Source organism: Nonomuraea sp. NPDC052129 (genome assembly GCF_040680095.1).
In the GTDB taxonomy this organism is placed as follows: Bacteria; Actinomycetota; Actinomycetes; order Streptosporangiales; family Streptosporangiaceae; genus Nonomuraea.
Map to the genome: position 1 here is coordinate 380,760 of NZ_JBFAVX010000001.1, position 25,694 is coordinate 406,453.

19 protein-coding genes and 1 tRNA gene are annotated in these 25,694 nt (G+C 68.8%); 9 read left to right on the forward strand and 11 right to left on the reverse strand.

The window, feature by feature from the left end; all coding sequences use genetic code 11:
* The first annotated feature begins 3 nt into the window (after window positions 1–3).
* The 4 genes from AB0L53_RS01755 (at window position 4) to AB0L53_RS01770 (ending at window position 3,229) form a co-directional block, all read left to right on the forward strand.
* On the forward strand, window positions 4–990 hold the full coding sequence (locus tag AB0L53_RS01755) for a branched-chain amino acid ABC transporter permease (protein ID WP_363988869.1): 987 nt from the start codon (window positions 4–6) through the stop codon (window positions 988–990).
* Entirely contained in the window at window positions 980–1,960 is a 981-nt protein-coding gene (locus AB0L53_RS01760; protein ID WP_363988871.1) for an ABC transporter ATP-binding protein, read from the forward strand. The genes AB0L53_RS01755 and AB0L53_RS01760 overlap by 11 nt, the downstream gene beginning before the upstream one ends.
* Window positions 1,961–2,010: 50 nt before the next feature.
* The gene (locus AB0L53_RS01765; RefSeq protein ID WP_358538836.1) at window positions 2,011–2,766 is read left to right on the forward strand and encodes an ABC transporter ATP-binding protein; all 756 of its coding nucleotides are present in this window, start codon (window positions 2,011–2,013) and stop codon (window positions 2,764–2,766) included.
* A gap of 61 nt (window positions 2,767–2,827) precedes the next feature.
* Window positions 2,828–3,229 (forward strand): hypothetical protein, encoded by a 402-nt coding sequence (locus AB0L53_RS01770; RefSeq protein ID WP_357945579.1) that lies wholly within the window; start codon window positions 2,828–2,830, stop codon window positions 3,227–3,229.
* A gap of 96 nt (window positions 3,230–3,325) precedes the next feature.
* On the opposite strand, the gene AB0L53_RS01775 is transcribed toward AB0L53_RS01770, so the two are convergent.
* Window positions 3,326–4,621 carry an ABC transporter substrate-binding protein gene (locus AB0L53_RS01775; RefSeq protein WP_363988875.1) on the reverse strand — a complete coding sequence of 432 codons (1,296 nt, stop codon included), beginning with the start codon at window positions 4,619–4,621 and terminating at the stop codon, window positions 3,326–3,328.
* 188 nt (window positions 4,622–4,809) lie between these two features.
* Here AB0L53_RS01775 and AB0L53_RS01780 point away from each other — a divergent pair, with 188 nt between their 5' ends.
* The gene (locus AB0L53_RS01780; protein WP_363988878.1) at window positions 4,810–5,670 is read left to right on the forward strand and encodes a hypothetical protein; all 861 of its coding nucleotides are present in this window, start codon (window positions 4,810–4,812) and stop codon (window positions 5,668–5,670) included.
* Between the two features lie 3 nt (window positions 5,671–5,673).
* On the opposite strand, the gene AB0L53_RS01785 is transcribed toward AB0L53_RS01780, so the two are convergent.
* The 3 genes from AB0L53_RS01785 to AB0L53_RS01795 form a co-directional block, all read right to left on the reverse strand.
* On the reverse strand, window positions 5,674–6,960 hold the full coding sequence (locus AB0L53_RS01785; protein WP_363988881.1) for an ABC transporter substrate-binding protein: 1,287 nt from the start codon (window positions 6,958–6,960) through the stop codon (window positions 5,674–5,676).
* A 182-nt stretch (window positions 6,961–7,142) separates the two neighbouring features.
* A complete protein-coding gene (locus AB0L53_RS01790) occupies window positions 7,143–8,438 on the reverse strand; it encodes an ABC transporter substrate-binding protein (protein ID WP_363988883.1) in 1,296 nt (431 codons plus the stop codon).
* 149 nt (window positions 8,439–8,587) lie between these two features.
* Window positions 8,588–9,172, reverse strand: coding sequence for a response regulator (locus tag AB0L53_RS01795; protein ID WP_357945566.1), 585 nt, complete (start codon window positions 9,170–9,172; stop codon window positions 8,588–8,590).
* A 116-nt stretch (window positions 9,173–9,288) separates the two neighbouring features.
* Between AB0L53_RS01795 and AB0L53_RS01800 the strand changes: the two genes are divergently transcribed.
* Window positions 9,289–9,362 (forward strand) — tRNA-Leu (locus AB0L53_RS01800).
* A 231-nt stretch (window positions 9,363–9,593) separates the two neighbouring features.
* On the opposite strand, the gene AB0L53_RS01805 is transcribed toward AB0L53_RS01800, so the two are convergent.
* Both AB0L53_RS01805 and AB0L53_RS01810 read right to left on the reverse strand, forming a co-directional pair.
* Window positions 9,594–10,190 carry a TIGR03086 family metal-binding protein gene (locus AB0L53_RS01805; protein WP_363988887.1) on the reverse strand — a complete coding sequence of 199 codons (597 nt, stop codon included), beginning with the start codon at window positions 10,188–10,190 and terminating at the stop codon, window positions 9,594–9,596.
* Window positions 10,184–11,167, reverse strand: a complete 984-nt coding sequence (locus tag AB0L53_RS01810; protein ID WP_363988890.1) for an SDR family NAD(P)-dependent oxidoreductase — start codon at window positions 11,165–11,167, stop codon at window positions 10,184–10,186. The genes AB0L53_RS01805 and AB0L53_RS01810 overlap by 7 nt, the downstream gene beginning before the upstream one ends.
* A gap of 70 nt (window positions 11,168–11,237) precedes the next feature.
* On the opposite strand from AB0L53_RS01810, the gene AB0L53_RS01815 reads away from it, so the two are divergent.
* On the forward strand, window positions 11,238–12,389 hold the full coding sequence (locus AB0L53_RS01815; RefSeq protein WP_363988893.1) for a LysR family transcriptional regulator: 1,152 nt from the start codon (window positions 11,238–11,240) through the stop codon (window positions 12,387–12,389).
* A gap of 90 nt (window positions 12,390–12,479) precedes the next feature.
* Window positions 12,480–13,442 (forward strand): 2,3,4,5-tetrahydropyridine-2,6-dicarboxylate N-succinyltransferase, encoded by a 963-nt coding sequence (gene dapD, locus AB0L53_RS01820; RefSeq protein ID WP_357945556.1) that lies wholly within the window; start codon window positions 12,480–12,482, stop codon window positions 13,440–13,442.
* 562 nt (window positions 13,443–14,004) lie between these two features.
* Here the strand turns inward: dapD and pyk are convergent.
* The 5 genes from pyk to gltB all read right to left on the reverse strand — a co-directional run bounded on the left by pyk (window position 14,005) and on the right by gltB (window position 23,942).
* Window positions 14,005–15,432, reverse strand: coding sequence for a pyruvate kinase (gene pyk / locus AB0L53_RS01825; protein ID WP_225291721.1), 1,428 nt, complete (start codon window positions 15,430–15,432; stop codon window positions 14,005–14,007).
* Window positions 15,433–15,467: 35 nt separating this feature from the next.
* Entirely contained in the window at window positions 15,468–15,818 is a 351-nt protein-coding gene (locus tag AB0L53_RS01830; RefSeq protein ID WP_358538094.1) for a DUF2784 domain-containing protein, read from the reverse strand.
* Window positions 15,819–15,879: 61 nt separating this feature from the next.
* Window positions 15,880–17,616 carry a S8 family serine peptidase gene (locus AB0L53_RS01835; protein WP_363988898.1) on the reverse strand — a complete coding sequence of 579 codons (1,737 nt, stop codon included), beginning with the start codon at window positions 17,614–17,616 and terminating at the stop codon, window positions 15,880–15,882.
* Between the two features lie 324 nt (window positions 17,617–17,940).
* Window positions 17,941–19,419, reverse strand: coding sequence for a glutamate synthase subunit beta (locus AB0L53_RS01840; protein WP_363988901.1), 1,479 nt, complete (start codon window positions 19,417–19,419; stop codon window positions 17,941–17,943).
* A gap of 14 nt (window positions 19,420–19,433) precedes the next feature.
* On the reverse strand, window positions 19,434–23,942 hold the full coding sequence (gene gltB, locus AB0L53_RS01845; RefSeq protein WP_363988904.1) for a glutamate synthase large subunit: 4,509 nt from the start codon (window positions 23,940–23,942) through the stop codon (window positions 19,434–19,436).
* Window positions 23,943–24,153: 211 nt separating this feature from the next.
* On the opposite strand from gltB, the gene AB0L53_RS01850 reads away from it, so the two are divergent.
* Window positions 24,154–25,689 carry a bis-aminopropyl spermidine synthase family protein gene (locus tag AB0L53_RS01850; RefSeq protein WP_363988907.1) on the forward strand — a complete coding sequence of 512 codons (1,536 nt, stop codon included), beginning with the start codon at window positions 24,154–24,156 and terminating at the stop codon, window positions 25,687–25,689.
* Window positions 25,690–25,694 lie beyond the last annotated feature (5 nt).

The window sequence follows — 25,694 nt, forward strand, 5'->3', positions numbered from 1 at the left end:
CACATGGACTGGATCACGATCATCAGCACGACCGTCAAGTCCGCCATCGGCGTCGAGACGGTGCTCTATGCGCTAGCCGCGATCGGCATCAACATCCACTTCGGCTACACGGGCCTGCTCAACTTCGGGCAGGCGGCGTTCATGGGCGTCGCCGGCTACGGCCTGGCCGTCACGGTCACCGTCCTGGGCCTGCCCTTCTGGATCGGCATCGCGGTCGGCCTCATCGCCGCGGTGCTCCTGGCGCTGCTACTGGGCGCGCCGACGCTGCGTCTGCGGGCCGACTACCTGGCCATCGTCACCATCGCGGCGGCCGAGATCGTCAGGCTCATCTTCCGTTCGGTGGCGTTCAAGAACGTGTTCGGCGGCTCCGACGGGCAGCGCGGCTTCTCCGACGGCTTCTACGCGCTCAACCCCTTCCCCGAGGGCGAGTACGGCATCGGCTGGTTCACCTTCAACCACCGGATCCTGTGGATCATGCTCGTCGGCTGGGTGCTGGTCGCCCTCTCCTGCGGCATCGTCTACCTGCTCATGCGCAGCCCGTGGGGCCGCGTGCTCAAGGCCATCCGCGAGGACGAGGACGCCGTACGCAGCCTCGGCAAGAACGTCTTCTCCTACAAGATGCAGTCGCTGATCCTCGGCGGCGTCATCGGCAGCCTGGGCGGCTTCGTGTACGGCCTGGCGTACGCCTCGGTGCAGCCCGACGTCTTCGGCACCGAGACCACCTTCTTCGCCTACACGATCGTGATCCTCGGTGGCGCGGCCCGCGTGCTCGGCCCCGTCGTCGGATCCATGATCTTCTGGGTGCTGCTGGTCCTGGTCAACGGTGTGCTCAGTGAAGCGGTTCAGGCGGGGTACATCCCGTTCATGACCTCGATCCAGGTCGGCCCGGTGCGCTACATCCTGGTTGGTCTCGGGTTGATCCTGTTGCTCATCTTCCGGCCACAGGGCATCTTCGGTGACAAGAGGGAGATAGCTTTCGATGTCCGCTAACCCGTCGTCCGCTAACCCGTCGTCCGCTGAAACAACAGCTGCAAGCACCATCTCCGAGCGCAAGGCCGCGGCCCTGGCCGCCTTCAAGGACCTGGCTCGCGATCCCGGCGTGCCCAAGCCCGACCCGATCCTCGTGGTCGACGGCGTCGTGCGCCGCTTCGGCGGCCTGACCGCCGTCGAGGTGGACCACGTCGAGATCCAGCGCGGCTCCATCACCGCCCTGATCGGCCCCAACGGCGCCGGCAAGACGACGTTCTTCAACCAGCTCACCGGCTTCGACACCGCTGACGCCGGCAAATGGACGTTCAACGGCAACACCATGAGCGGAGTGCCCGCTCACCGGGTGGCCCGCGCCGGCATGGTCCGTACCTTCCAGCTCACCAAGGCCCTGTCCAGGCTGACGGTGATGGAGAACATGCGGCTCGGCGCCCAGCAGCAGCGCGGCGAGAACTTCTGGCGGGCGCTGGTGCCCGGCTCCTGGCGGGCCCAGGAGGAGGCGATCACCGAGCAGGCCGAGGATCTGCTGACCAGGTTCAAGCTCGACGCCAAGCGCGAGGACTTCGCCGGATCGCTGTCCGGCGGCCAGCGCAAGCTGCTGGAGATGGCCCGCGCGCTCATGGTCAAGCCCGAGCTGGTCATGCTCGACGAGCCGATGGCGGGCGTCAACCCGGCGCTGACCCAGTCACTGCTCGGTCACGTCAAGGACCTGCGCGATCAGGGCATGACCGTGCTGTTCGTCGAACACGACATGGACATGGTCCGCGACATCAGCGACTGGGTGATCGTCATGGCCCAGGGCGCCATCATCGCCGAGGGGCCACCGGACACGATCATGTCCGACTCCCGCGTCATCGACGCCTACCTGGGCGCCCACCACGACGCGCCGCTGTCGGACAGCGAGCTCGAAGAGCAGCTGCACCAGGCGGAGGCGGCGCTGGAGGCCGAGATCGAAGAGGAGACGCAGAAGTGAACGCCGTCCCCGAGTCCGCACCGGGCTCCGAGCCCGAGTCGAAGGCGGCCATCACCGACCGCGGCGCCCACCTGGCGGGTGCCGCGAACGCCGTGCTGCGTTGCGACGAGCTCATCGCCGGCTACCTGCCGGGCGTCAACATCCTCAACGGCTCCGACCTGTACGTCGGCGAGGGTGAGCTGATCGGCATCATCGGCCCCAACGGCGCCGGTAAGTCGACGCTGCTCAAGGCCATGTTCGGGCTGGTCAACATCCGCAGCGGCACCGTGGTGCTGAAGGGTGAGGACATCACGAACATGAAGGCGCACTCGCTGGTCTCCCGCGGGGTCGGCTACGTCCCGCAGACCAACAACGTCTTCCCCAGCCTCACCATCGAGGAGAACCTCGAGATGGGCGCCTTCCAGGTGCCCGGCAAGTTCAAGGAGCGCTTCGAGTTCGTCGCCGAGCTGTTCCCGGCGCTCAAGGAGCGGCGCAAGCAGCGGGCCGGCTCGCTGTCGGGCGGCGAGCGGCAGATGGTGGCGATGGCCAGGGCGCTCATGACCGAGCCGTCGGTGCTGCTGCTGGACGAGCCGTCGGCGGGCCTGTCGCCCATGCTGCAGGACCTGGTGTTCATCCAGGCCCAGCAGATCAACAAGGCGGGCGTGACGGTCATCATGGTCGAGCAGAACGCCCGGCGCTGCCTGCAGATCTGCCACCGCGGCTACGTGCTGGACCAGGGCCGCAACGCCTACACCGGCACCGGCCGCCAGCTGGCCAACGACCCCAAGGTGATCGAGCTCTACCTCGGCACCCTGGCCAAGGCCTAGAAGATCTCAAAACGGCGAAGGGGCTCCCCAGGGGCCCCTTCGCCGTTCTTTAATGAGCGCTGTGAGACGAATTGCGACAATCGCGCTCCTGCTGCCCATCCTCGTCGCGTGTCAGAACGGCGCCGCCTCGGCCGGCAAGTACAGCACCGGCGGCGACCCCACCGACGACCCCTGCGCACGCGTGGTCTCCGCGATCGGCTACGTCGGCCTCATGCTGAAGCCGAAGGGCCAGGAGAACACCCAGAACTTCGAGGACGCGCTGCTCGGCCGCCTCGCTGAGGCGCGCGGCATCACGCTGCAGTTCGGCCCGCGCCTGCCAGAGTCGCTGGGTACGGCCGTGCGCACGGTCGAGTCCACCACGGCGGGCCTGTCCAGGGCCGACGTTCCGCGTGAGCGGCAGGTGGCGCTGCTCGCCCAGTACCGGATCGCCGCCGACGAGATCGTGGCGGGCTGCGGCCAATAGGCCAATAGGCCGGGAACGGCTCGCGGCGAACAACCGTGGAACAGCCGAAAGGCCCGATCCAGCGGACCGGGCCTTCCAGGGTGTGCGGCGTACGGACTAGCCGGCGATGTTGCCGGTGCGGTACTCGAGCGCCTTGGTCGGGTACTTGTTGTCGGCGCCGTACTCGTAGATGCCGATGGTGGCGACCGCCGGGTCACCGGCCTCGTTGAACTCGACCGGACCGCTCACGCCGTCGTAGTCGATGTCCTTGCCGGCCTTGAGCAGGTCGACGCACGACTTGAAGTTGTTGCACTTCTCGCCGCCCTTGCTGACCTCGGCCAGCTTGGCGCCGATGTCGACACCCGCGTCGCTCTTGGCGGCCTCGGCGGCCAGCGCGATCAGGTTCATGGCGTCGTAGGACTCAGGCGCGTAGCTGAAGTCCTCCAGCTTGGGGTTGACCGCCATGAGCTTGGCCTTGAAGTCATCCGGAGCGGCGGCACCGGGGATCGTGCCCTTGACGCCCTTGAGGGTGTTCTTGGGCATCTTGGCGTAGTTGGTGTTGGAGGTGTTGCCGTCCACCATGTACCACTTGTGCTTGCTGGCCGGCAGACCCTGCTTGACCAGCTCCTGGATGACCTTGGCGGTCTCCTCGAAACCGATCAGCACGATGGCCTTCGGAGCCTTCGCCTTGATCTTCGCGACGTCGGCGGAGAAGTCGGCCGCCTTCGGGTCGTAGTCCACGCGCTCGACGACCTCGGCGCCACCGTCGGTGACGGTCTTGGCCACCTGGTCGGCCAGGCCGGTGCCGTAGGAGTCCTGCATGGCCAGGATGCCGACCGTGTCGCTGCCGTCGGCGATGATCAGGTCGCCCAGCACGCGGCCCTGCAGCTTGTCCGGCGGAGCCGTACGGAAGTAGAGGCCGTTGTCCTTGATCGTGGTGAACTTGTCAGAGGTGTTGGCGGGCGAGAAGTGAACCACGCCGGCACCCGTGATCTTGTCGACCACCGACTCCGACACCGAGGAGGACGCGGCGCCGATGATGGCGTCGGCCTTCTGCGCGATCAGCTTGTCCACCGACTGCGAAGCGATGTTCGTGGTGGTGTCACCGGAGTCGGTGTCATATTTGGTCACCGGCTTGCCAAGCACGCCACCGGCTTCGTTGATTTCCTTGATCGCGGCGTCCACACCGGCGAACTCGGGCGGGCCGAGGAAGGCAAGCGAACCGGTCTGCGGCAGCAGCGTGCCAACAGTCAAGGTCCCGTCGCCCTTGGCAGCCGGGGCAGCCGCACTGGATGGCGCGGCCGAGGACGAGGCCGGCGCAGCGGTGTTACCGCCACCACCGCAGGCTGTCAGGGCCAGGCTCGTGGCAGCCACGACAGCCAGCGCCCGTCCCGCGGGAGCAATGCGGATCATGAAGTGTCTCCTTCATCTCCAGGCCGGGTGAGGTCAGCACCGCCGACGTTCCCGAATCGAATGACGGAAAGCTATAGAACGTAAGGCCAGTTCAACAGATGAAAGGGAGAACTGTCGGTACTTGGATGCGGAGTCGTAATCACTCCTCAACTTACGGGAGCCTGAGGATCACGCCTAATGTTCGACTCGTGAAGCGCACAGCGGCCTTCCTCGCTATGGCGATCCTGCCCATTGCTCTTCTGGCGGGCTGTGGTGCCCCTGAGGCGCCCGCCGCGCCTTCTGCCGACCCTCCCAAAGGGGTGTCGGTCTCGCTGGCCCAGTGGCGCTCTGACGAGCCTGTGCACGCCCTCGAAGTGGCCGTCACCAATGCGACGGACACTCCGGTCTATTTCTCGGACGTTCAGCTTGTCACACCGTCGTTCAAGACACTGCCTCCCGAACGCGCCGACGCGCTCCTGAAGCGGACGCCTCGCACAGACCTGCGCATCCCGTACGGGGCGGCCAACTGCTCGCCCAAGGGCCTGCCGTCGCTGCAGCCGGCCACGGTCGTGGCCCACCTCCGCACCGGGTCCGAGCCGCTGCGCAGGGTGGTCTTCAAGGTGCCGCACCCGGACCCGCTGCTGACCCGGCTGCTGCGCGACGAGTGCTCCGCGTTCCTGATCACGGAGGCGGCCGACATCGAGTTCGGCGACGACTGGACGCAGGTCGGCAAGGTGATGCGCGGCAGCCTCGTCCTGACCCGCCGCAGCGCGGGCGTGGTGGCCGTACAGGACGTGGGCGGCACCACCCACTACATCGCCACCCCCGTCAAGAAGAGCAGGCCGCTGGCGACCCTGGACGCCGGGGCGCAGCGGGCGCAACTCGCCCTCGAGCTCACCCCCGGCCGCTGCGACCCGCACGCGTTCGCCGAGGGCAAGAAGGCGTTCCTGTTCCCCGTGCGGGCCACCATCGACGGCGGCGAGGAACGCGTGGTCATCGTCGTGCCACCCAAACCGCTCCAGGAGCGGCTGACCGCCTACGCGCTCAAGACGTGCGGGCTGGGCGGCTGAGTCTCAGCCCGCGATCTTGCCGGTGCGATATTCCAGCGCCTTCGTGGCGTCGTACTCGTTGTTCTCGCCGTACTGGTAGACGCCGATCGTCGCGACCGACGGGTCACCGGCGGCGTTGAACTCGACCGGGCCGCTCACGCCGTCGTAGTCGATGTCCTTGCCGGTCTTGAGCAGTTCGTCGCAGGACTTGAAGGTCTTGCACTTCTCGCCGCCCTCGCTCACCTCGGGCAGCTTGGCGGCGATCGACCGGCCGCTGTCGTCCTTGGCCGCCTGGGCGGCCAGCGCGATGAGGATCGTGGCGTCGTACGACTCCGCGGCGTAGGTGTAACTGGTCAGCTTGGGGTTGATCGCCAGCAGCTTCTTCCGGAAGTCGGTGGGCGCCGCGGCGCCGGGGATGGTGCCCTTGACGCCCGCCAGCGTGCCCTTGGGCATCTTCAGGTAGTTGCTGTTGGACATGTTGCCGTCGACCATGTACCACTTGACCTTGTCGGCCGTGAGGCCCTGTTTGACCAGCTCCGCGACGACCTTGGCGCTCTCCTCGAAGCCGATCAGCACGACCGCCTTCGGGTTCGCCGCCTTGATCTTCGCCACGTCGGCGGAGAAGTCGGCGGCCTTCGGGTCGTAGTCCACCCGCTGCACCACCGAGGCCCCGGCATCCTGCGCGGTCTTCGTGACCTGGTCGGCCAGGCCCGAACCGTAGGAGTCCTGCATGGCCAGGATGCCGATCGTGTCGTTGCCGTCGGCCACGATCAGATCGCCCAGCACCCGGCCCTGCAGCTTGTCCGGCGGCGCCGTACGGAAGTACAGGCCGTCGTCCTTGATCGTGGTGAACTTGTCGGAGGTGTTGGCCGGCGAGAACTGGACCACCCCGGCACCCGTGATCTTGTCGATCACCGACTCCGACACCGAGCTCGACGCGGCGCCGATGATGGCGTCCGCCTTCTGCGCGAGCAGTTTGTCCACCGACTGCGAGGCGATGTTCGTCGTCGTGTCGCCCGAGTCCGTATCGATCTTGGTAACCGGCTTGCCGAGCACCCCGCCCGCGTCGTTGATCTCCTTGATCGCGGCGTCCACACCGGCGAACTCGGGCGGGCCGAGGAAGGCAAGCGACCCCGTCTGCGGCAGCAGAGTGCCGATCGTCAACGTGCCGTCGCCCTTGGCCGCGGCGGCGGAGGTCGGAGCGGCCGACGTCGCCTCCTTGGCCCCCGTGTCCGCGCCGCCACCGCCGCCACCACAGGCCGTCAATGCCAGGCTCGAGACCGCCGCTGCCGTCAGCAGTTTGCGCATCATGTGACTCCCCTCTATGTCAGCGAAGGGAACGATCTACCTCGCCACGTTTCCCAAGCTCAGCATGCCTGTTTGGGGAGGAGGCGTGGAGTTCTTACTGCCTTTTTATACCCATTTGTAATGTCTCTGTCAGTGGCAGACGGCCCCGATCCTCGGATCGGGGCCGTCGCTTCGTTGCGGGGGCGTCAGCCGGAGATGTCGCCCTTGCGATATTCGAGCGCCTTGGCGGCGTTGTACTTGTTGTCGGCGCCGTACTGGTAGACGCCGATCGTCGCGACCGACGGATCGCCCGCGTCGTTGAAGTCGACCGGCCCGCTCACGCCGTCGTAGTCGATGTCCTTGCCCGCCTTGAGCAGTTCGTCGCAGGACTTGAAGTCCTTGCACTTCTCACCGCCCTTGCTGACGTCCACGAGCTTGGCCGCGATCGCCGCGCCCGTGTCGTCCTTGGCCGCCTCGGCGGCCAGCGCGATGAGGTTCGCCGCGTCGTACGACTCCGCGGCGTAGGTGTAGTTGGTCAGCTTCGGGTTGATGCCCAGGAGCCGCTTCTGGAAAGCCTCGGGTGCCGCCGCGCCGGGGATGGTGCCCTTGACGCCCTTCAGCGTGCCCTTGGGCATCTTCAGGAAGTTGGTGTTCGACATGTTGCCGTCGACCATGTACCACTTGTACTTGTCCGTCGTCAGGCCCTGCTTGACGAGCTCCGCCACGACCTTGGCGGTCTCGTCGAAGCCGATGAGCACGATGCCTTTCGGGTTCGCCGCCTTGATCTTCGCCACGTCGGCGGAGAACTCGGGCGCCTTGGGGTCGTAGTCCACCCGCTCGACCACCTTGGCGCCGCCCGCCTCGGCGGTCTGCGTGACCTGATCGGCCAGGCCGGTGCCATAGGAGTCCTGCATGGCCAGGATGCCGACGGTGTCGTTGCCGTCGGACACCACCAGGTCGCCCAGGACCCGCCCCTGAAGCTTGTCCGGCGGGGCCGTACGGAAGTAGAGTCCGTCGTCCTTGATCGTGGTGAATTTGTCGGAGGTGTTGGCCGGCGAGAACTCCACGACGCCCGCCCGCGTGATCTTGTCGATGATCGACTCCGATACCGACGAGGACGCGGCGCCGATGATGGCGTCGGCCTTCTGCGCGAGCAGTTTGTCGACCGACTGCGAGGCGATGTTCGTGGTGGTGTCGCCCGAGTCGGTATGGATTTTGGTGACCGGCTTGCCGAGCACCCCGCCGGCGTCGTTGATCTCCTTGATGGCCAGGTCGACGCCGGCGTACTCGGGCGGGCCGAGATAGGCCAGCGACCCCGTCTGCGGCAGCACCGAGCCGATGGTCAGGGTGCCGTCGCCCTTGACCGCGCTCCCAGTCGCCGTCGCCTGAGCGGTGGCCGTATTCGCGGAGGTCGGCGCGGTGGTGGTGCCTCCCGTGGAACAGGCCGCCAGTGCCATGGCCGCCGCGATGGCGACGGTCATGGCCCGGGAAATGCGGATCATCGAAGCGTCTCCGTCCAGGTGAGCGGATCTTCTGTCCGCCCATCAGCATGCGACCGGGACGCCTCAGGCGAAGGAAACCGAGGCCGGTTGGATGCCCACTCGTAATCGCGCCACAACCCGAGGGGACAAATCCGGTGATATATGGCCCCTCAGGCGCGCTCCGCCGTGTCATCTATAACGATCTGGGCAACCTCGCGCATGCTCAGCCGGCGATCCATCGACGCCTTCTGGATCCACCGGAACGCCTGCGGCTCGCTCCAGCCGTGCGCGGACATCAGCTGCCCCTTCGCCCGCTCCACCAGCTTCCTGGTCTCCAGCCTGTCGGACAGGCTCGACACCTCGGCGGCCAGCGCCACCATCTCCTCGTGCCTGCTGACCGCCATCTCGATCGCGGGCACCAGGTCGGCCTTGGTGAACGGCTTGACCAGATAGGCCATGGCCCCCGCGTCCCTGGCCCGTTCGACCAGGTCGCGCTGGGAGAAGGCGGTCAGGATGAGGCACGGAGCGATCCGCTCCGCCACGATCCGCTCGGCCGCCGAGATGCCGTCGAGGACGGGCATCTTGACGTCGAGAATCACCAGGTCCGGCCTCAGCTCGGTGGCCAGCTGGATCGCCCGCTCGCCGTCACCGGCCTCGCCCGCGACGATGTAGCCGTCTTCCTCGAGCATCTCCTTGAGATCGAGGCGGATCAGGGCCTCGTCTTCCGCGATCACCACTCGCCGCTGCGTACTCACGAGCAAGAGAGTACCGATGTCCGCTAGATTAGAGCGACGCCGGTGGTGGGTGGCTGCGAATTTCGGCTACCCTTTCGCCGTGCGATAAGGACGGATCCGGATATTTCCGGATCCTCGCCTCGGTATCCCAATTGGCAGAGGAAGCGGATTCAAAACCCGCACAGTGTGGGTTCGAGTCCCACCCGGGGCACTTCGATCAGTCGCCCGGCCACTTCGGCCGGGCGCTGTTCCTTGTCTGGGCGCCGTTTCCAGGACGGGCGCTATCTCCAGGACGGGCGCTGTTTCCGGGACAGGCGCTATCTACGGGACAGGCGTTGTCTCCGGGATGGGCACCTGTTCTCGGGACGGGCCCGGCCAGCCGCCTCACCCGCCCACCAGGTCGGCGAGCCGCTTCGCCCGCCGACCAACTCGACTTACCGTTTCAGCTCGCCGACCAGCCCGGCGAGCGGCCGAGTAGCGCCACCACCCGGTCCAGAGCCGGGGCGTCGTCCGCCGCCGGCACCCCCGCCACGAACGCCCTGCCCTCCCCGCGCGTCTCCGGTGTGTCGGGCACCTTGGCGGCCACCGGCAGCGCGGCCTCGGCCAGATCCTCGTCCACGTTCGCGGGGACGCCCAGCGCCTTGGCGAAATCCCAGTCGTGGACCACGCAGTCGACGAAGTGGAACCCGATCGCCATCCGCGCGGGGAAGGGACCTCCGTCGCGGATCTCCGGCAGATAGAACCCCCGATCAAGTACGCCGTCCGCGGCGAAGGCGTCCATCACCGCCCGCGCCGACGCCGCGTACTCCTCTACTGGGTCGTCACCCACCGGACTCGGCTCCCACCTGTCCAGATCGGACCGCGCACCGGAGGCGGCGAAGGCGAAGCCGTGATTCTGCACGACCTGGTGGGCGAGCAGGTCGCGCACCGCCCAGCCGGCGCACGGTGTCGGCCGGTCCAGGTCGCCCGGCTTGATGGTCGCCACCAGGTCGACGGTCGCCTGCACAGACCGGCGGTTGAGCTCAATGATGTCTACCAAGGCACTGTCCCGTCATCGTCGAAGAATCCGCCCGTCGGCCCGTCGGGGCCGAGGGTGGCCAATCTGACGATAACGGCCGCTCCGTCGGCCGCTGTGCGGGTGATGGGCAACCCGAGGTCCTTGGTGAAGTCCGTGGCACAGGCTCCGGGCGCTGCGGCGTTGACCAGAATGCCGTCCTCACGGAGCTCCTTGGCGTACTGGATCGTCAACGCGTTGAGCGCCGTCTTGGACGGCGGATACACCGCCGACGCCGGAAGTCCCGACATGTAGTGATCCGGGGTCGTGTGATGGCTCAGGGAGCCGACGCCGCTGGAGACGTTCACGATGCGGGCGGCGGGCGCGCGTCTGAGCAGGGGCAGGAACGCGTTCGTCACCATGAGCACGCCGACGACGTTCGTCTCGAACACCTGACGCACCAGCTCGGGCCGGGTAGTGCTGGGTGCCTCGCCTGCGTGGTGACCGGAGATGCCGGCGTTGTTCACGAGTACGTCGAGACGGCCGTAGCGGTCTGACAGGTGGGCGGCGGCCGCCTGGATGGTGGCGGGGTCGGTGACGTCGAGGACGATCGGATGGATGTCGACGCCAGCGGCTCTGTACGTTCCGCCGGGACTGGCCCTGTACGTTCCGCCGGGACTGGCCCTGTACCTTCCGCCGAAATCGGGCTCATCCGCTCCGCCCGACCCCGGCCTTTCAGCTCCACCGGATCCTGGCGCTCCCGCTCCCCCAGAAGCTGACCCGTCCATGGTGGCGGAGTCAGGCTCGTCCATGGTGGCAAAGCCAAGCCGGTCCATGGCGGCGGAGTCAGGCATGGCCGCGTCTGTGGCGGTCGCGCGTAGCCTGGCGGCTGCCGCCTCACCTCTGCGTGCGTCGCGAGCAGCCAGCAGCACCGTCATGCCCCTGGCGGCTAACTGGGCGGCGACCTCGAAACCTATGCCCTTGTTCGCCCCGGTCACCAGGGCGATCGTCGATGCGGTCATTCACCGAGCACACCACCGTTGATCGTGGCCTGGCCAACACCAGCTGGGTCAGGATCGATACCCTGCGGGTATGGAGACGCGTGAGCTGGCCTACTTCGCCGCCGTCGCCGAGGAGCTGCACTTCGGCCGGGCGGCCGCGCGGCTCGGGATCGCGCAGCCGCCGCTGTCGAGGGCGATCCAGAAGCTCGAACGACGGCTCGGGGTGACCCTCTTCGACCGCTCGGGCCGCCGGGTGGCGCTCACCCCGGCGGGCGAGGTACTGGCCAGGGAGGCCGCCAAGGCCCTGGACGCGGTGGCGGCGGCCGAACACCGTACGCGCAGGGCGGGGCGGACCGAGCCGCGGCTCGTAGTGGCCCTGAAACCGGGCGGCGACGGCGCGCTGCTCCCGGACATCCTGGCCGCCTACCAGTCGTGCCCGGACGCCCTGCCGGTGGAGGTGGTGCTGTGCGGGGTGGCGGAGCGGGCCCGGTTGTTGCGTGACGGTACGGCGGACGTGGCGTTCCTGCACCACCCTTGGGAAGACATGACGGGGTTCGACACGGAGCCACTGCTGGTGGAGGGCGGTGTGGCCGTCGTGCCTGCCCGGCACCCGCTGGCCGGACGGCCGTTCGTCCACCTCGCCGACCTGGACGCCGATCCGACCCCGCGCTGGCCCGATCCCCGCACCCCCGATCCTGGCGCCTCCGGGTGGCATGCCTCCGAGCCGCATGCCTCCGGACCGCACGTCTCGGGATCGCACCTCCCCGGATCGCACGTCTCCGGATCGCAGGCCGTGTCCAAGTCGCTGGGCGGGTCCGAGCCGCATGTCGCGGCCGGGCTGCGGGCGGGCGATGCCGCTCAGATCATGCAGTTGGTCGCCCTCGGCAGGCTGATCGCCGTCGTCCCCGAATCGGCCAAGGAGCAGGTACGACGCGATCTGGTCTGCGTCCCGGTCGTGGACGCCGCCCCCACCACGGTCGTCCTGGCCTGGCCCGAGCAGACCCGCTCCCCCGCCCTGGCCGCCTTCGTCCGCACCGCCACGGACATCGCGAACGTCGCGGCTGCGGGCGTCGCGGCCGAAGACTTCGCCGGTGCGGACCTGGCGGGTGCGGGTATCGCAGGTGCCGGTGCCGCGGGTACGGACGTCGCGACCGCGGGTGTCGCGGCCGGAGACGTGGCACGCTGGCTCGCGGCTGAGCCGGCTGAGCCGGGGGACCAGGTGATCGACCATGGGCGCGCCTGACCCGTGAAATGCGGTCCGGTGGACCGGCGAGGTGATGACACGGACGACTCCGGGCTCCGGGGTCAGACCGGATGACGATAGTTTGTGCCAGTGACAGCTATCGATCCCACCGTGACCGGCGCTTACGCCATCGGGCTCGCGACCATCGCCGCCGACGGCACCGTACTTGACACCTGGTTCCCCGCTCCTCAGCTGGGCGACCCGCCCGTTACGGGCACCGAGCGGCTCTCCGCCGAGGAGGCCGGCGAGCTGGCCTCGCTGGTGGGTCCCGACCCGGCCAGGGGCGTCGAGGTGGTGGCCGTGCGCACCGGCATCGCCAAGCTCTCCGAGCCGCCGGCGGACACCCACGACGCCTACCTCAGGCTGCACCTGCTCTCCAGCCGCCTGGTCCAGCCGCATGGGCTGAGTCTCGACAACCTGTTCTCCTTGCTGGCGAACGTCGTGTGGACCAACTTCGGGCCGTGTCCGGTGGAGGGGTTCGAGCAGACCCGGCTGAGGTTGCGGGCCCGGGGGGCGGTGTCGGTGTACGGGGTGGACAAGTTCCCGCGGATGGTCGACTACGTGCTGCCGGCGGGTGTCCGGATCGCCGACGCCGACCGGGTACGCCTCGGCGCGCACCTGGCCACCGGCACCACGGTGATGCACGAGGGCTTCGTGAACTTCAACGCGGGCACGCTCGGTGCCTCGATGGTCGAGGGGCGCATCTCGGCGGGCGTGATCGTCGGCGACGGCTCCGATGTGGGCGGCGGCTCGTCGATCATGGGTACGCTCTCGGGCGGCGGCAAGGAGGTCATCTCCATCGGCGAACGCTGCCTGCTGGGCGCGAACGCCGGCATCGGCATCTCGCTGGGCGACGACTGCGTGGTGGAGGCGGGCCTCTACGTGACGGCCGGCACCAAGGTCGCCCTCCCGGACGGCCGCGTCGTCAAGGCCAAGTCACTGTCCGGCACGAACGGCCTCCTGTTCCGTCGCAACTCCCAAACCGGCGCCGTGGAAGCCGCCCCCCGCGCCGGCGGCCCCGTCGAGCTCAACGCCTCGCTCCACGCCAACTGACCCTCCGAGATCCCACAAACCCAAGATCTGTTACGGCCGGCCCGGTGGGCGCCACCCGCCGCACGGGGCCGGCGCCCGTCCAGGGACACGCTCCTGGGGTGGAGCCGGCTGAGCGCCGTGACGTGCGCATGGTGGACCGTGGCTTCCGTGTGGCCGGACCGAGGCCGCGGTCCTGTCCACCGCATAGCCAGGAGATCCCGTCCAGGCCCCCCGGCAGGCAGACCTAGGCGCCACAGCGAAGACGCCCACAGACCTGGCCACCATGGTGCGCAGGCCCACAGACCTGGGCATTATCGCGGGCACGCCCGCTCTTGGCAGCGTGGCGGACACACCCACGAACCTGGCCACCGTGGCGCGCACACCCTTGGCTGCCCTCCGCCCACCGACCGTGACCCACCACCCACCGGCCCCGCACTGCCCACGGAGACGGCCAAGAATGCGCACGTCACGGCGGCGAGCCGGGGAAGCGGAGGAGCGTTCCCCTGGAGGGCCGTCAGCCAGCCGTCCAGGGTGGGTCCTCCCGTGCTTGCCGTAAAAATCCTAAAAAAGGTTTTGCCGTAAGTTAGCTGTGGGAGACCGCGGAGCCGATGGTGTGGACGCGGAGGGCGTTGGTGGAGCCCGGCGTGCCGGGAGGCGAGCCGGCCACGATGACCACCTTGTCGCCCTTCTCCAGGCGGCCCAGCGTCAGCAGTGACGCCTCCACCTGGCGCACCATGTCGTCCGTGTGGTGGACGAACGGCACGTGGAACGTCTCCACGCCCCACGTCAGCGACAGCTGCCCCCGCACGTGCGGGGCCGAGGTGAAGGCCAGCAGCGGGATCGGCGAGCGGTAGCGGGCCAGGCGGCGGGCCGTCTCGCCCGACATGGTGAACGCGATCAGCGCCTTCGCCCCGACGATCGCGCCGACCTCGGCGGCGGCTCGGGCGATGGCGCCGCCCGTCGTCTCCGGCAGGCGCTCCAGGGAGTGGGTGGCGTGCAGCGAGTGCTCCTCCGCCGCGCGCGCGATGCGGTCCATGGTGGAGACCGACTCGATGGGATAGTTGCCCACCGAGGTCTCGCCCGAGAGCATGACCGCGTCGGCGCCGTCCATGACCGCGTAGGCGACGTCGGACGCCTCGGCGCGGGTGGGGCGGGGCGCGCTCATCATCGAGTCGAGCATCTGGGTGGCGACGATGACCGGGCGGGCCTTCTCGCGGCAGAGCTCGATGATGCGCCGCTGGACGATCGGCACCTGCTCCAGGGGCAGCTCGACGCCGAGGTCGCCGCGGGCGACCATGATGCCGTCGAACGCCTCGACGATCTCGGGCAGGCGGTCGACCGCCTGCGGCTTCTCGATCTTGGCGAGCAGCGGGAGGCGAACGGCCTCCTGCTCCATGATGTTGCGCACCACGTCGGCGTCGGACGGGCGGCGGACGAAGGACAGGGCGATCATGTCGAAGCCGGTGCGCAGCGCCCAGCGCAGGTCGGCCTCGTCCTTGTCGGTGAGCGCGGGCGCGCTGACGTTGATGCCCGGCAGGTTGAGGCCCTTGTTGTCGGAGATCATGCCGCCGATGACGACTCGCGTGATGACGCGGTCGCCCTCGACGCTGGTCGCCTCCAGGACGAGGCGGCCGTCGTCGACCAGGATGGTGTCACCGGGGCGTACGTCGCCCGGCAGGCCCTTGTAGGTGGTGGAGACCTGCTCCCGGTCTCCCGGCACGTCCTCGGTGGTGATCGTGAAGACGTCGCCGAAGCCGAGCCGGACCGGGCCTTCCTCGAACCTGCCGACGCGGATCTTGGGGCCCTGCAGGTCGGCGAGCACGCCTACACCGCGGCCGAGGTCGGCCGCCACCTCTCTGACCCGGTCGTATACCTCACGGTGCATGTCATGGTCACCATGGCTGAGGTTGAACCTGGCCACGTCCATGCCGGCGGCGATCAGCTCGCGCAGGCGTTCAGGAGAGGACGTGGCGGGACCTAGAGTGCAGACTATTTTCGCGCGACGAGTCACGAGTCCTACCTTAATTGGTACAGACCACTTGGCTGTCATTGACGACGCAGAACGTACCCGGCGTAGGAGAACAACACGAGAATGGCGACCCCCAGACGGGCCAAGTTCGCGTATTCCTCGGGGTAGATCACGCCTTCGATGTAGTGGTCGATGAAGCCGGTGGGCGGGAGGCCCTGGAGTCCGGCGTTGCGGCGCCCCCAATCCTCCACCACCGTGAGCGGGCATTCGACGCCGGTGGCCAGCGAGATCAGGCCCCAGGTCGTGACCGCGAGATGGACCCAGATCGTGCGCCGCCAGCGCCATGCGACATACCCGCCCACGGCCATGTAGGCCAGGAAGGCGAAGTGCATCACCATCGCGGTGTCCGCGATGAGGCGATACATCATGCTCTGACGGTAGCGCCATTCCAGGACATCATGGGCGTGGCGGTTGCGGCCTTCCGGGAGATCATCGTGCGATGGTCGCGGCCTTCCAGGCGTCGACGATGCCGTGGCCGTAGAAGCCGTTCTTGGACTTGCCGCCCTCGCAGGTCTGCTTGTCGCTCTCCCCGGCGCTCTCGTAGGTGTACGTACGCGGCGACGGGCACGCCTTGCGATCGGCGGTCTTGTACAGGAGCTTCTCGACGGTGGCGGGAGACAGCGCCACCCCGCCCTTGCCGGGCTTGCCGAAGCGGCTGATCAGGATCGCGGCGACGCCGGTCGCGTGCGGGGCCGCCATCGAGGTGCCGTCCAGATACTGGTAATAGGAGCAAGGGCTGCTGCTGCAGTCACGGACGACCGCGGAGGTCTTCGGCTTGCCCGACTTGTCCAGCAGGCCGGTACGACGGAGCACAGCCTCGGGGGCGGCCGCCAGGATCGACCTGGTGGTCGAGGCGCCCTTGCCCTCCGTCACGTCGCCGCCGGGCGCGGCCAGGTCGGCCTGCTCAATCCCGTAGTCGCTGTAGCTGGCCTTGCGGCCGGAGGGGCCCACCGCGGCGACCGAGATGACGCCCTTGGACTCGGCGGGCACGTTGATGCAGGAGTTGTCGACCTTGCGGGTCTTCTCGCTGCCGCGCGGGTAGCCGGGACTGGACGTGTCGACCTTGGGCTTGCCGAGGTCGGTGGAGCCGTTGCCGAGCGCGGAGATGAGCGTGACGCCCTTCTTGCGCGCGTAGTCGAGCGCCCGCTGCATGCCGGTGATGATCGCGCGCTGCTGCAGCTGCTGCTTCTTGCTGTCGGCCTTGTTGTGGGCGCAGTTGAACAGCCACGGGTCGACGTAGTAGCTCATGTTCACCACGTCCACGCCGATGTCGGCGGCGTAGGTGAGCGCGTCGAGGCTGGGCTTGAGGAAGAAGAACCCGGAGTCCTGCCCCGCCCTGATGTTGACGAGCTGCACTCCCGGCGCCACGCCCGCGATGCCGATGTGGTTCAGCGGCGAGCCGATCGTGCTGGCCACGTGGGTGCCGTGGCCCTCGTCGTCCTGGTCGACCGGGTCCTTGCAGCTCGACACCTCGCAGGGGCCGTCGAGCGTGTCGCCGTTCTCGTCGTTCGGCTTGTCGGTGACGAAGTTGCGGCTGAGGGCGCGGTTGAAGTTCGCGGCGATGTCGGGGTGCTTGCCGTCGATGCCGGTGTCGATGACGCCGACGAGCACTTTCCTGCTGCCTGGCACCTTCTTGTTGGCGCGGTCGGCGCCGATCATCCTCATGTCCCACTGCCGGGGAGCGAGGGGCTCGCCCGCCCTGGTCGTGAGGGCCGACGCGTCGGGGAACGCCCGCGGCTCCAGCGCGCCCCGAGCACCGGACGCGAGCGTGCCCGAGGTCGCCAGGCTTTGGGCGCCGGACGTGTCCGCCGTACTCTCGTCACTGGACGCGAGCGCGGCCGTCGAGCCTTGGGAGCGAGGGGTGAGCCCTGGCGCGAAGCCGATTTCGCGGTCGGTCGTGACGCCGACGACAGCCTGGTCCGCGCCGAGGGCGTCGACGAACGCCTCGCCGCCGCCCTTGGCCACGACGTAGCCGAGCTTGGTGTCGGTGCTGACGAGGCGGCCACCGGCGCGCTCGACGGCGGAGAGCGCCGCTCCTGCCCGGCCGTCGGCATAGAAGACGAGGTACTCCTGGTCCGGCCCCGCTTTGGGCGCCGCAGGGGTCGCGCAGGCCGCCAGCGAACCGGCCACAGCCAAGGCCATCAGGCCGGCGGCGAATCGCCTCATTCTTCCCCCATCCACGGCGTCACACCAGAAACTGCATCTTCCCGACCCCAGTCCCTCGATGCAACTTTGTCGTAAAATTTCGGACTCTAGAGGGCAAAACGGGATCAGATTGCCAGCCCTGGTCAGGCAAAAGGGCAGCCCTGGTCAAGAGTACGCACGTCACGGCGGCCAGCCGGGGAACCGGAGGAGCGTGCCCCTGGACAGAGCCCAGCCCCGTACAGAGGGTGGGGCCGGCCACTGCCGGCCGTAAAGAAAAACAAAACGCCCGCCCGGGGGGACCGGGCGGGCATCTCGAAACACCAAGGCCGTCAGACGAGCAGACCGTCAGACCAGCGGACGAGCGGTGGGCAGGATCGGGTACGGCAGCGAGGTGTCGCCGGACAGGAACCGGTCCACGCCCGAGGCGGCCGCGCGGCCCTCGGCGATCGCCCAGACGATGAGCGACTGCCCGCGACCCATGTCGCCCGCCACGAAGACCCCGTCGACCTTGGACATGTACGACTTGTCACGGGAGACGTTCCCACGCGCGTCGTAGAACCCGTCCCCACCGACGTCAGCGAGGTCCTGCAGCAGGGCACCCTTCTCCGGGCCCAGGAAGCCCATCGAGAGCGTGACCAGCTCGGCCGGGATCTCCCGCTCGGTGCCGGGGATCGCCTTGAAGCCGTGCTGCGGGCCCTCGACCTCGACCAGCCGCAACGCGCGGATGTTTCCGGCGTCATCGCCGACGAACTCCGTCGTCGAGACCGCGTACACCCGCGCGCCCCCGCCCTCCGCGAGCTCCTCGTGCGCGCTCTCCATCTTGAACAGGATGGGGAATGTCGGCCACGGCTGGCTGCCGGGCCGGGTGGCGGGTGGCTGCGGCATGATCTCCAGCTGGGTGACCGACTTGGCCCCCTGCCTGATCGCCGTGCCGATGCAGTCGGCCCCGGTGTCGCCGCCGCCGATGACCACGACGTGCTTGCCCTTGGCCGAGATGGGGGGCTCGCTGAGGTCGCCCTCCTGCACCTTGTTCGACAGGGGCAGGTATTCCATCGCCTGGTGGACGCCACCGAGCTCGCGCCCGGTCACCGGCAGGTCGCGCCACAGGGTGGCACCGCCCGCCAGCACCACCGCGTCGAACTCCGAGCGCAGCTGGGCCGCCGTGACGTCGACGCCGACGTTCACGCCGGTGCGGAACTCGGTGCCCTCGGCCCGCATCTGGTCCAGACGCCGCTCGATGTGGCGCTTCTCCATCTTGAACTCGGGGATGCCGTAACGCAGCAGGCCGCCGATACGGTCCGCGCGCTCGAACACCACCACGTCATGGCCCGCCCGGGTGAGCTGCTGGGCCGCGGCCAGCCCGGCGGGACCCGAGCCGACGACCGCGACCTTCTTGCCCGTCTTCACCGGCGAGGGCTGCGGGGTCACCCAGCCCTCGGCGAACGCGCGGTCGATGATCTCGACCTCGACCCGCTTGATCGCCACCGGGTCGGAGTTGATGCCGAGCACGCACGCCGCCTCGCACGGAGCCGGGCAGAGCCTGCCGGTGAACTCCGGGAAGTTGTTCGTGGCGTGCAGCCGCTCGATCGCCTCCCGCCAGTCGGTGCGGTGGACCAGGTCGTTCCACTCGGGGATTAGGTTCCCGAGCGGGCAGCCGTTGTGGCAGAACGGGATGCCGCAGTCCATGCAGCGGGCCGCCTGCTTGGTCAGCTTGTCCTGGGAGAAGTCCTGGTAGACCTCCCGCCAGTCGCCGATGCGGACGTCGATGGGGCGGCGCGCGGGCAGCTCCCGGTCGTGCGTGAGAAAACCCTTGGGGTCAGCCATCGGTTACGCCTCCCTTAACCCTTGACCGCGGCGGCCATGACCGCCTCGTCGATGTCCCTGCCTTCGATGCGGGCCGCCTCGGCCGCCTCCATGACCCGCTTGTAGTCGGTCGGCATGATCTTGCCGAACCGGGCGAGCGCCGCGTGCCAGTCGGCCAGCAGCTCCTTGGCGACCGGGGAGCCGGTCTCCGCGAAGTGCTTCTCGACCGTCTCGCGCAGGAACTCGCCGTCCTCCTCGGTGAGCTCCTCGATGGCGACCATCTCGCGGTTGACCCGCCCGAGGTTGAGGTCGAGCAGGTAGGCGACGCCGCCGGACATGCCGGCCGCGAAGTTGCGCCCGGTCGGCCCGAGGACGACCGCCTTGCCGCCGGTCATGTACTCGCAGCCGTGGTCGCCGACGCCTTCGACGACCGCGATGGCGCCGGAGTTGCGGACGCAGAAGCGCTCGCCGACGACGCCGCGGATGAACGCCTCCCCGGACGTGGCGCCGTAGAGGGCGACGTTGCCGGAGATGATGTGACCGTCGAGCGGTGCCTCCTCGTGCGGCCGCAGTGTGATGCGCCCGCCCGACAGGCCCTTGCCCAGGTAGTCGTTGGCGTCACCGGTCAGCCGCAGCGTGACGCCGCGCGGCAGGAACGCCCCGAACGAGTTGCCCGCCGAGCCGGTGAAACTGATGTCGATCGTGTTCTCCGGCAGTCCGGCGCCACCGTAACGCTTGGTGACCTGGTAGCCGAGCATGGTGCCGACGGTCCTGTTCACGTTGCGGATCGGCAGCTCCAGCGTGACCGGGGTGCCATTGTTCAGGGCGCCTTCGGCCAGCTGGATCAGCGTGTTGTCCAGCGCGTGCTGCAGCCCGTGGTCCTGCTCGACCGTGCGGCGCAGCGGGGTCCCCGCGGGCAGCTCCGGCTGGTGCAGGATCGGCGACAGGTCGAGGCCGCTGGCCTTCCAGTGGTCCTCGGCGGCCGTCATGTCGAGCAGCTCGACGTGCCCGATCGCCTCTTCGAGCGAGCGGAAGCCCAGCTCGGCGAGGTATTCGCGAATCTCCTCGGCGATGAACTCGAAGAAGTTCACCACGAACTCGGGCTTGCCGGTGAAGCGCTTGCGCAGCTCGGGGTTCTGCGTGGCCACGCCCACCGGGCAGGTGTCGAGGTGGCAGACCCGCATCATCACGCAGCCGGACACGACCAGCGGAGCGGTGGCGAAGCCGTACTCCTCCGCGCCGAGCAGCGCGGCGATGACCACGTCGCGGCCGGTCTTGAGCTGGCCGTCCACCTGCACCACGATGCGGTCGCGCAGCCCGTTGAGCAGCAGCGTCTGCTGCGTCTCGGCCAGGCCGAGCTCCCACGGCGCGCCCGCGTGCTTGAGCGAGGTGAGCGGCGAGGCGCCGGTGCCGCCGTCGTGCCCGGAGATGAGCACCACATCGGCGTGCGCCTTGGACACGCCCGCCGCGACCGTGCCGACCCCGACCTCGGCCACGAGCTTGACGTGCACGCGCGACTCGGGGTTGGAGTTCTTCAGGTCGTGGATGAGCTGGGCGAGGTCCTCGATCGAGTAGATGTCGTGGTGCGGCGGCGGCGAGATGAGGCCGACGCCGGGCGTGGAGTGCCGGGTCTTGGCGATCCACGGGTAGACCTTGTGGCCGGGCAGCTGGCCGCCCTCACCGGGCTTGGCGCCCTGGGCCATCTTGATCTGCAGGTCCGCCGCGTTGACCAGGTATTCGCTCGTCACGCCGAACCGGCCCGACGCCACCTGCTTGATGGCGCTGCGCCGCGTCGCGTCGTACAGGCGCTCCGGGTCCTCGCCGCCCTCGCCGGTGTTGGACTTGCCGCCCAGCCGGTTCATCGCGATGGCGAGCGTCTCGTGCGCCTCCATCGAGATCGAGCCGTACGACATCGCGCCGGTGGAGAACCGCTTGACGATCTCGGAGACCGGCTCGACCTCGTCGATCGAGATCGGGGTCCGGCCCGCCTTCAGCTTGAACAGCCCGCGCAGCGTCATGAGCCGCTCGGCCTGGGAGTCCACCATGCCGGTGTACTCCTTGAAGATCTCGTAGCGGCGCGTGCGGGTGGCATGCTGCAGCTTGAAGACCGTCTCGGGGTTGAACAGGTGCGGCTCGCCCTCGCGCCGCCACTGGTACTCGCCGCCGATCTGGAGCCCGCGGTGCGCGTTCGCCACCCTCGGGTAGGCGTGCGCGTGCCTGCGGGCGGCCTCTTCGGCCAGCACGTCGAAGCCGACGCCGCCGAGCCGCGAGGTGGTGCCGGTGAAGCAGGCGTCGATGACCTCCTGGCTCAGGCCGAGCGCCTCGAAGATCTGCGCGCCGGTGTAGGAGGCCACGGTGGAGACGCCCATCTTCGACATCACCTTGATGACGCCCTTGCCGTAGGCCTTGATCAGGTTCCGTACGGCCTTGTGCTTGTCGATCTGGAGCGCACCGGTGTCGACGAGGTCCTCGACGGTCTCGATGGCCAGGTACGGGTTGACCGCGCCCGCGCCGTAGCCGATGAGCAGCGCCATGTGGTGGCACTCCCGCGCCTCACCGGTCTCGACGACGAGGCCGATCTTGGTGCGGGTCTTCTCCTGGATCAGGTGGTGGTGGACCGCCCCGGTCAGCAGGAGCGCCGGGATCGGCGCCAGCGTGTCGGACGAGCCGCGGTCCGACAGCACGATGATGCGCGCGCCGTTGGCGATCGCCTGCGACGCCTCGGCGCGGATCTCCTCCAGGCGGTGCAGCAGCGCCGCGCCACCGCCCGACACCTCGTAGAGGCCGGAGATCACGTGCGGGTGGAAGCCGGGCAGGTCGTGCTCGTCGTTGATGTGGATGATCTTGGCGATCTCGTCGTTGTCGATCACCGGGTACGGCAGGACCAGCTGACGGCATGACGAGGGCCCGGGGTCGAGCAGGTTGCCCTCCGGCCCGAGCACGCTGGCCAGCGAGGTCACCAGCTCCTCGCGGATGGCGTCCAGCGGCGGGTTCGTGACCTGCGCGAACAGCTGGGTGAAGTAGTCGAACAGCAGCCTGGGCTTCTCGCTCAGCACCGCGACAGGCGTGTCGGTGCCCATGGAGCCGATCGGCTCGGCACCGTTCCTGGCCATCGGCGACAGGATGATCCGCAGCTCTTCCCCGGTGTAACCGAAGGTCTGCTGCCGCTTGACGAGCGCCTCGTGCGTGGGGATCTCCCGCTGCCGGGCCGGCAACTCCTCGAAGCGGACCAGGCCGGCGTGCAGCCAGTCCTCGTACGGCAGCGCGGCCGCGAGCTCGGCCTTGATCTCGTCGTCTTCGATGATCTTGCCGCGGGCGGTGTCGATGAGGAACATCCGGCCGGGCTGCAGGCGGCCCTTGCGCACCACGTCTTCGGGCTTGAAGTCGAGCACGCCCGCCTCGGAGGCCAGCACGACCAGCCCGTCGGCGGTCACCCAGAACCGGCCCGGGCGCAGGCCGTTGCGGTCGAGCACGGCTCCGGCCAGCGTGCCGTCGGTGAAGGTGATCGACGCGGGGCCGTCCCAGGCCTCCATCATCGAGGAGTGGAACTCGTAGAAGGCCCGCCGCGCGGGGTCCATCTCGGTGTGGTTCTCCCACGCCTCGGGGATCATCATCAGGACGGCGTGGGGCAGGCTCCGGCCGCCGATGTGGAGCAGCTCCAGAGCCTCGTCGAAGGATGCGGTGTCGCTGCCGTCTGGATCGCAGATCGGGAAAAGTCGCGACATGTCGCCCGGGATCTGGGCGGATTCGAGCATCGCCTCGCGGGCCCGCATCCAGTTGCGGTTGCCCTTGACCGTGTTGATCTCGCCGTTGTGGGCGATGTAACGGTAGGGGTGGGCCAGCGGCCAGCTCGGGAAGGTGTTGGTGGAGAAGCGCGAGTGCACCAGCGCGATCGCGGTCTCGTAGCGCTCGTCGGACAGGTCGGGGAAGAACGGCTCGACCTGGTCGGGGGTGAGCATGCCCTTGTACACGATCGTACGGGCGCTCAGCGAGGGGAAGTAGACGTCCACCTCGTGCTCGGCCCGCTTGCGCAGGCAGAACGCCAGCCGGTCCAGCTCCAGCCCCGACTCTCCGTTGGGGCTCGCCACGAACAGCTGCGTGAAGTGCGGCATGACGGCTCTGGCGCTCGGTCCGGGCAGCGCCCGGTCGACCGGCACCTCGCGCCAGCCCAGGACGTTCAGGCCTTCCTCGGCGGCGATCTCCTCGATCATGCGGAAGGCGATGTCGCGCGCCTCACCGTCGAACGGCAGGAAGGCCATGCCGACGGCGTAGTGGCCGGGCTCGGGCAGCGCGAAACTCACGTTCGTACGGAAGAAAGTGTCCGGGATCTGGGTGAGGATCCCGGCTCCGTCGCCTGTGTCAGGCTCGCTACCCTTGGCCCCCCGGTGATCGAGATTGCACAGCGCCGTCAGCGCCTTCACCACGATCCCGTGCCCGCGGCGCCCGGCGACGTCGGCCACCATGGCGACTCCGCAGGCATCATGCTCGTTGGCGGGGTGGTAGAGGCCCTGGGGCTCGGGGAACCCGAGGTGGGCAGCAGGCATTGAATCCCTCCCGTCGTCATCGTCTGTCAAGAACTGCTCTACAGGCGGGGACGACGTTGGCCCTGCTGCGTGTGCGTAGAGGTTACAACACCCTGCCGGAATAGTTCCCGCCTGGTCCACATCACGAACATTGGCGACAATCCCGACATACGAGCTGCTATGTCCCAAACGCCGGACTGGAGGCCCGGAATTCCCTCGATAGGGTTGGACCATGGACCGTGACGGGGTGGAACGCCTGCTCGACGAGGCCGGAGTCGACGGCAGACGGCTCAGGCACGCCCTGACCCTCCTCTGCGACGGCCAGTGGTGGACCCTGTCCGACCTGGTCAGGGAGTCGGCAACGGCCCGGCGGACGATCGAGGCGCTGCTGCGCGAGGTCCCGCTGGAGCACTCCGGCGACAGGTTCCGGGTGCCGCTCACGCATTCGCCCGATTTCCAGGACCTGCTGGCCGTGGCCCCGCCCCCGGCCGACCCGGTCGCCTATCTGCTCCCCCACTACACACACGTGCTCGACCGGCTGCGGCGCCTCATCGACGAGGCGCCGCGCTCCCGCCACGCGCTGGACCACGTGGCCGCCACCCCCGACACCGTGCTGCGCAGGGCGCTGCTGCTCGGCGCCCGCTTCTGGCTGCGGGGCGCGAAGCTGCTGTTCGTGGGCGACCACGACCTCACCTCCCTGGCCGTCAAGCTGGTCCACCCCGAGGCCGAGGTCACCGTGGTCGACGTGGACGAGCGCATCCTGGCCTATCTGGACGCCCAGGATCTCGGCGTACGGACCCGGTGGGCCGATCTGCGGCTGTCGCTGCCGCCGTCAGTCCGCGACCACGACCTGGCCGTCACCGACCCGCCGTACACACCGGAGGGCGTCGGGCTGTTCGTGGCGCGCGCGATCGAGGGGCTCAAGGACGATGGGCGGGTCTTGCTGGCGTACGGGGCGAGCGAGCGCACACCGATGCTCGCCCTGAAGGTGCAGAACTCCCTCTCTGCCCTCAACCTCGCATATGACGCTATTTACCCAGATTTCAACAGATATTTCGGGGCGGAGGCCATCGGCTCCGCCGCCGACCTCTACGTCCTGCGTCCCACCACCAAGACGCGTCCCGCCGTCACCGCCCGCCTCGACCGCCTGACCACCGCCATCTACACCCAGGGCCCCCAGTCGATCGAGTCCACCGGCTCCTCGGCGGCCGACAGCTCCTCGGCGTCCGACGCCGACCTGCTGGTGGGTGACTGGCCGAAGGAGCTGCCGCAGCCCCGGGTGAAGCTGTCCACGTGGCTGGCCAAGCCCTACGCCGCCGCCGTGGAGCGGGTGGCGATCGTACTGCCCGCCGGCCTGGAGGCCGCGCTCCCACGTCTCCTGCTGGCCACGCGAGCTGCCCACGTGCGGGTCCTGCTGTCCGCGCCGGCCCCTCTCCCGGACGTCCTGGGGTCCGTCTACGAGCTGACGTCCGACGGCGGCGTCCTGGAGGCCGTACGACTCCCGCAGCCGATCGGCGACGAGGCCGGGGTGCTGCGGCGGATCCTCGACAACGGGCACGGCAAACTGGCCAACACCTGGCGCGAGGGGCTCATCGCGGTGGCCCGCTCACAGGGCACCACCCTCACCAAGAACGACGCCCGCGCCCTCATCCGCCAGGCGGCGCCCTGGGCCGAGGCCGTCACCCCGCTGGAGACGCCCCTCCACCGCCTCGCCGACCTCCCCACCACGGTCTCCGCCACGGTCACGGCCCTGTCCAAGGCCACCTGACCGGC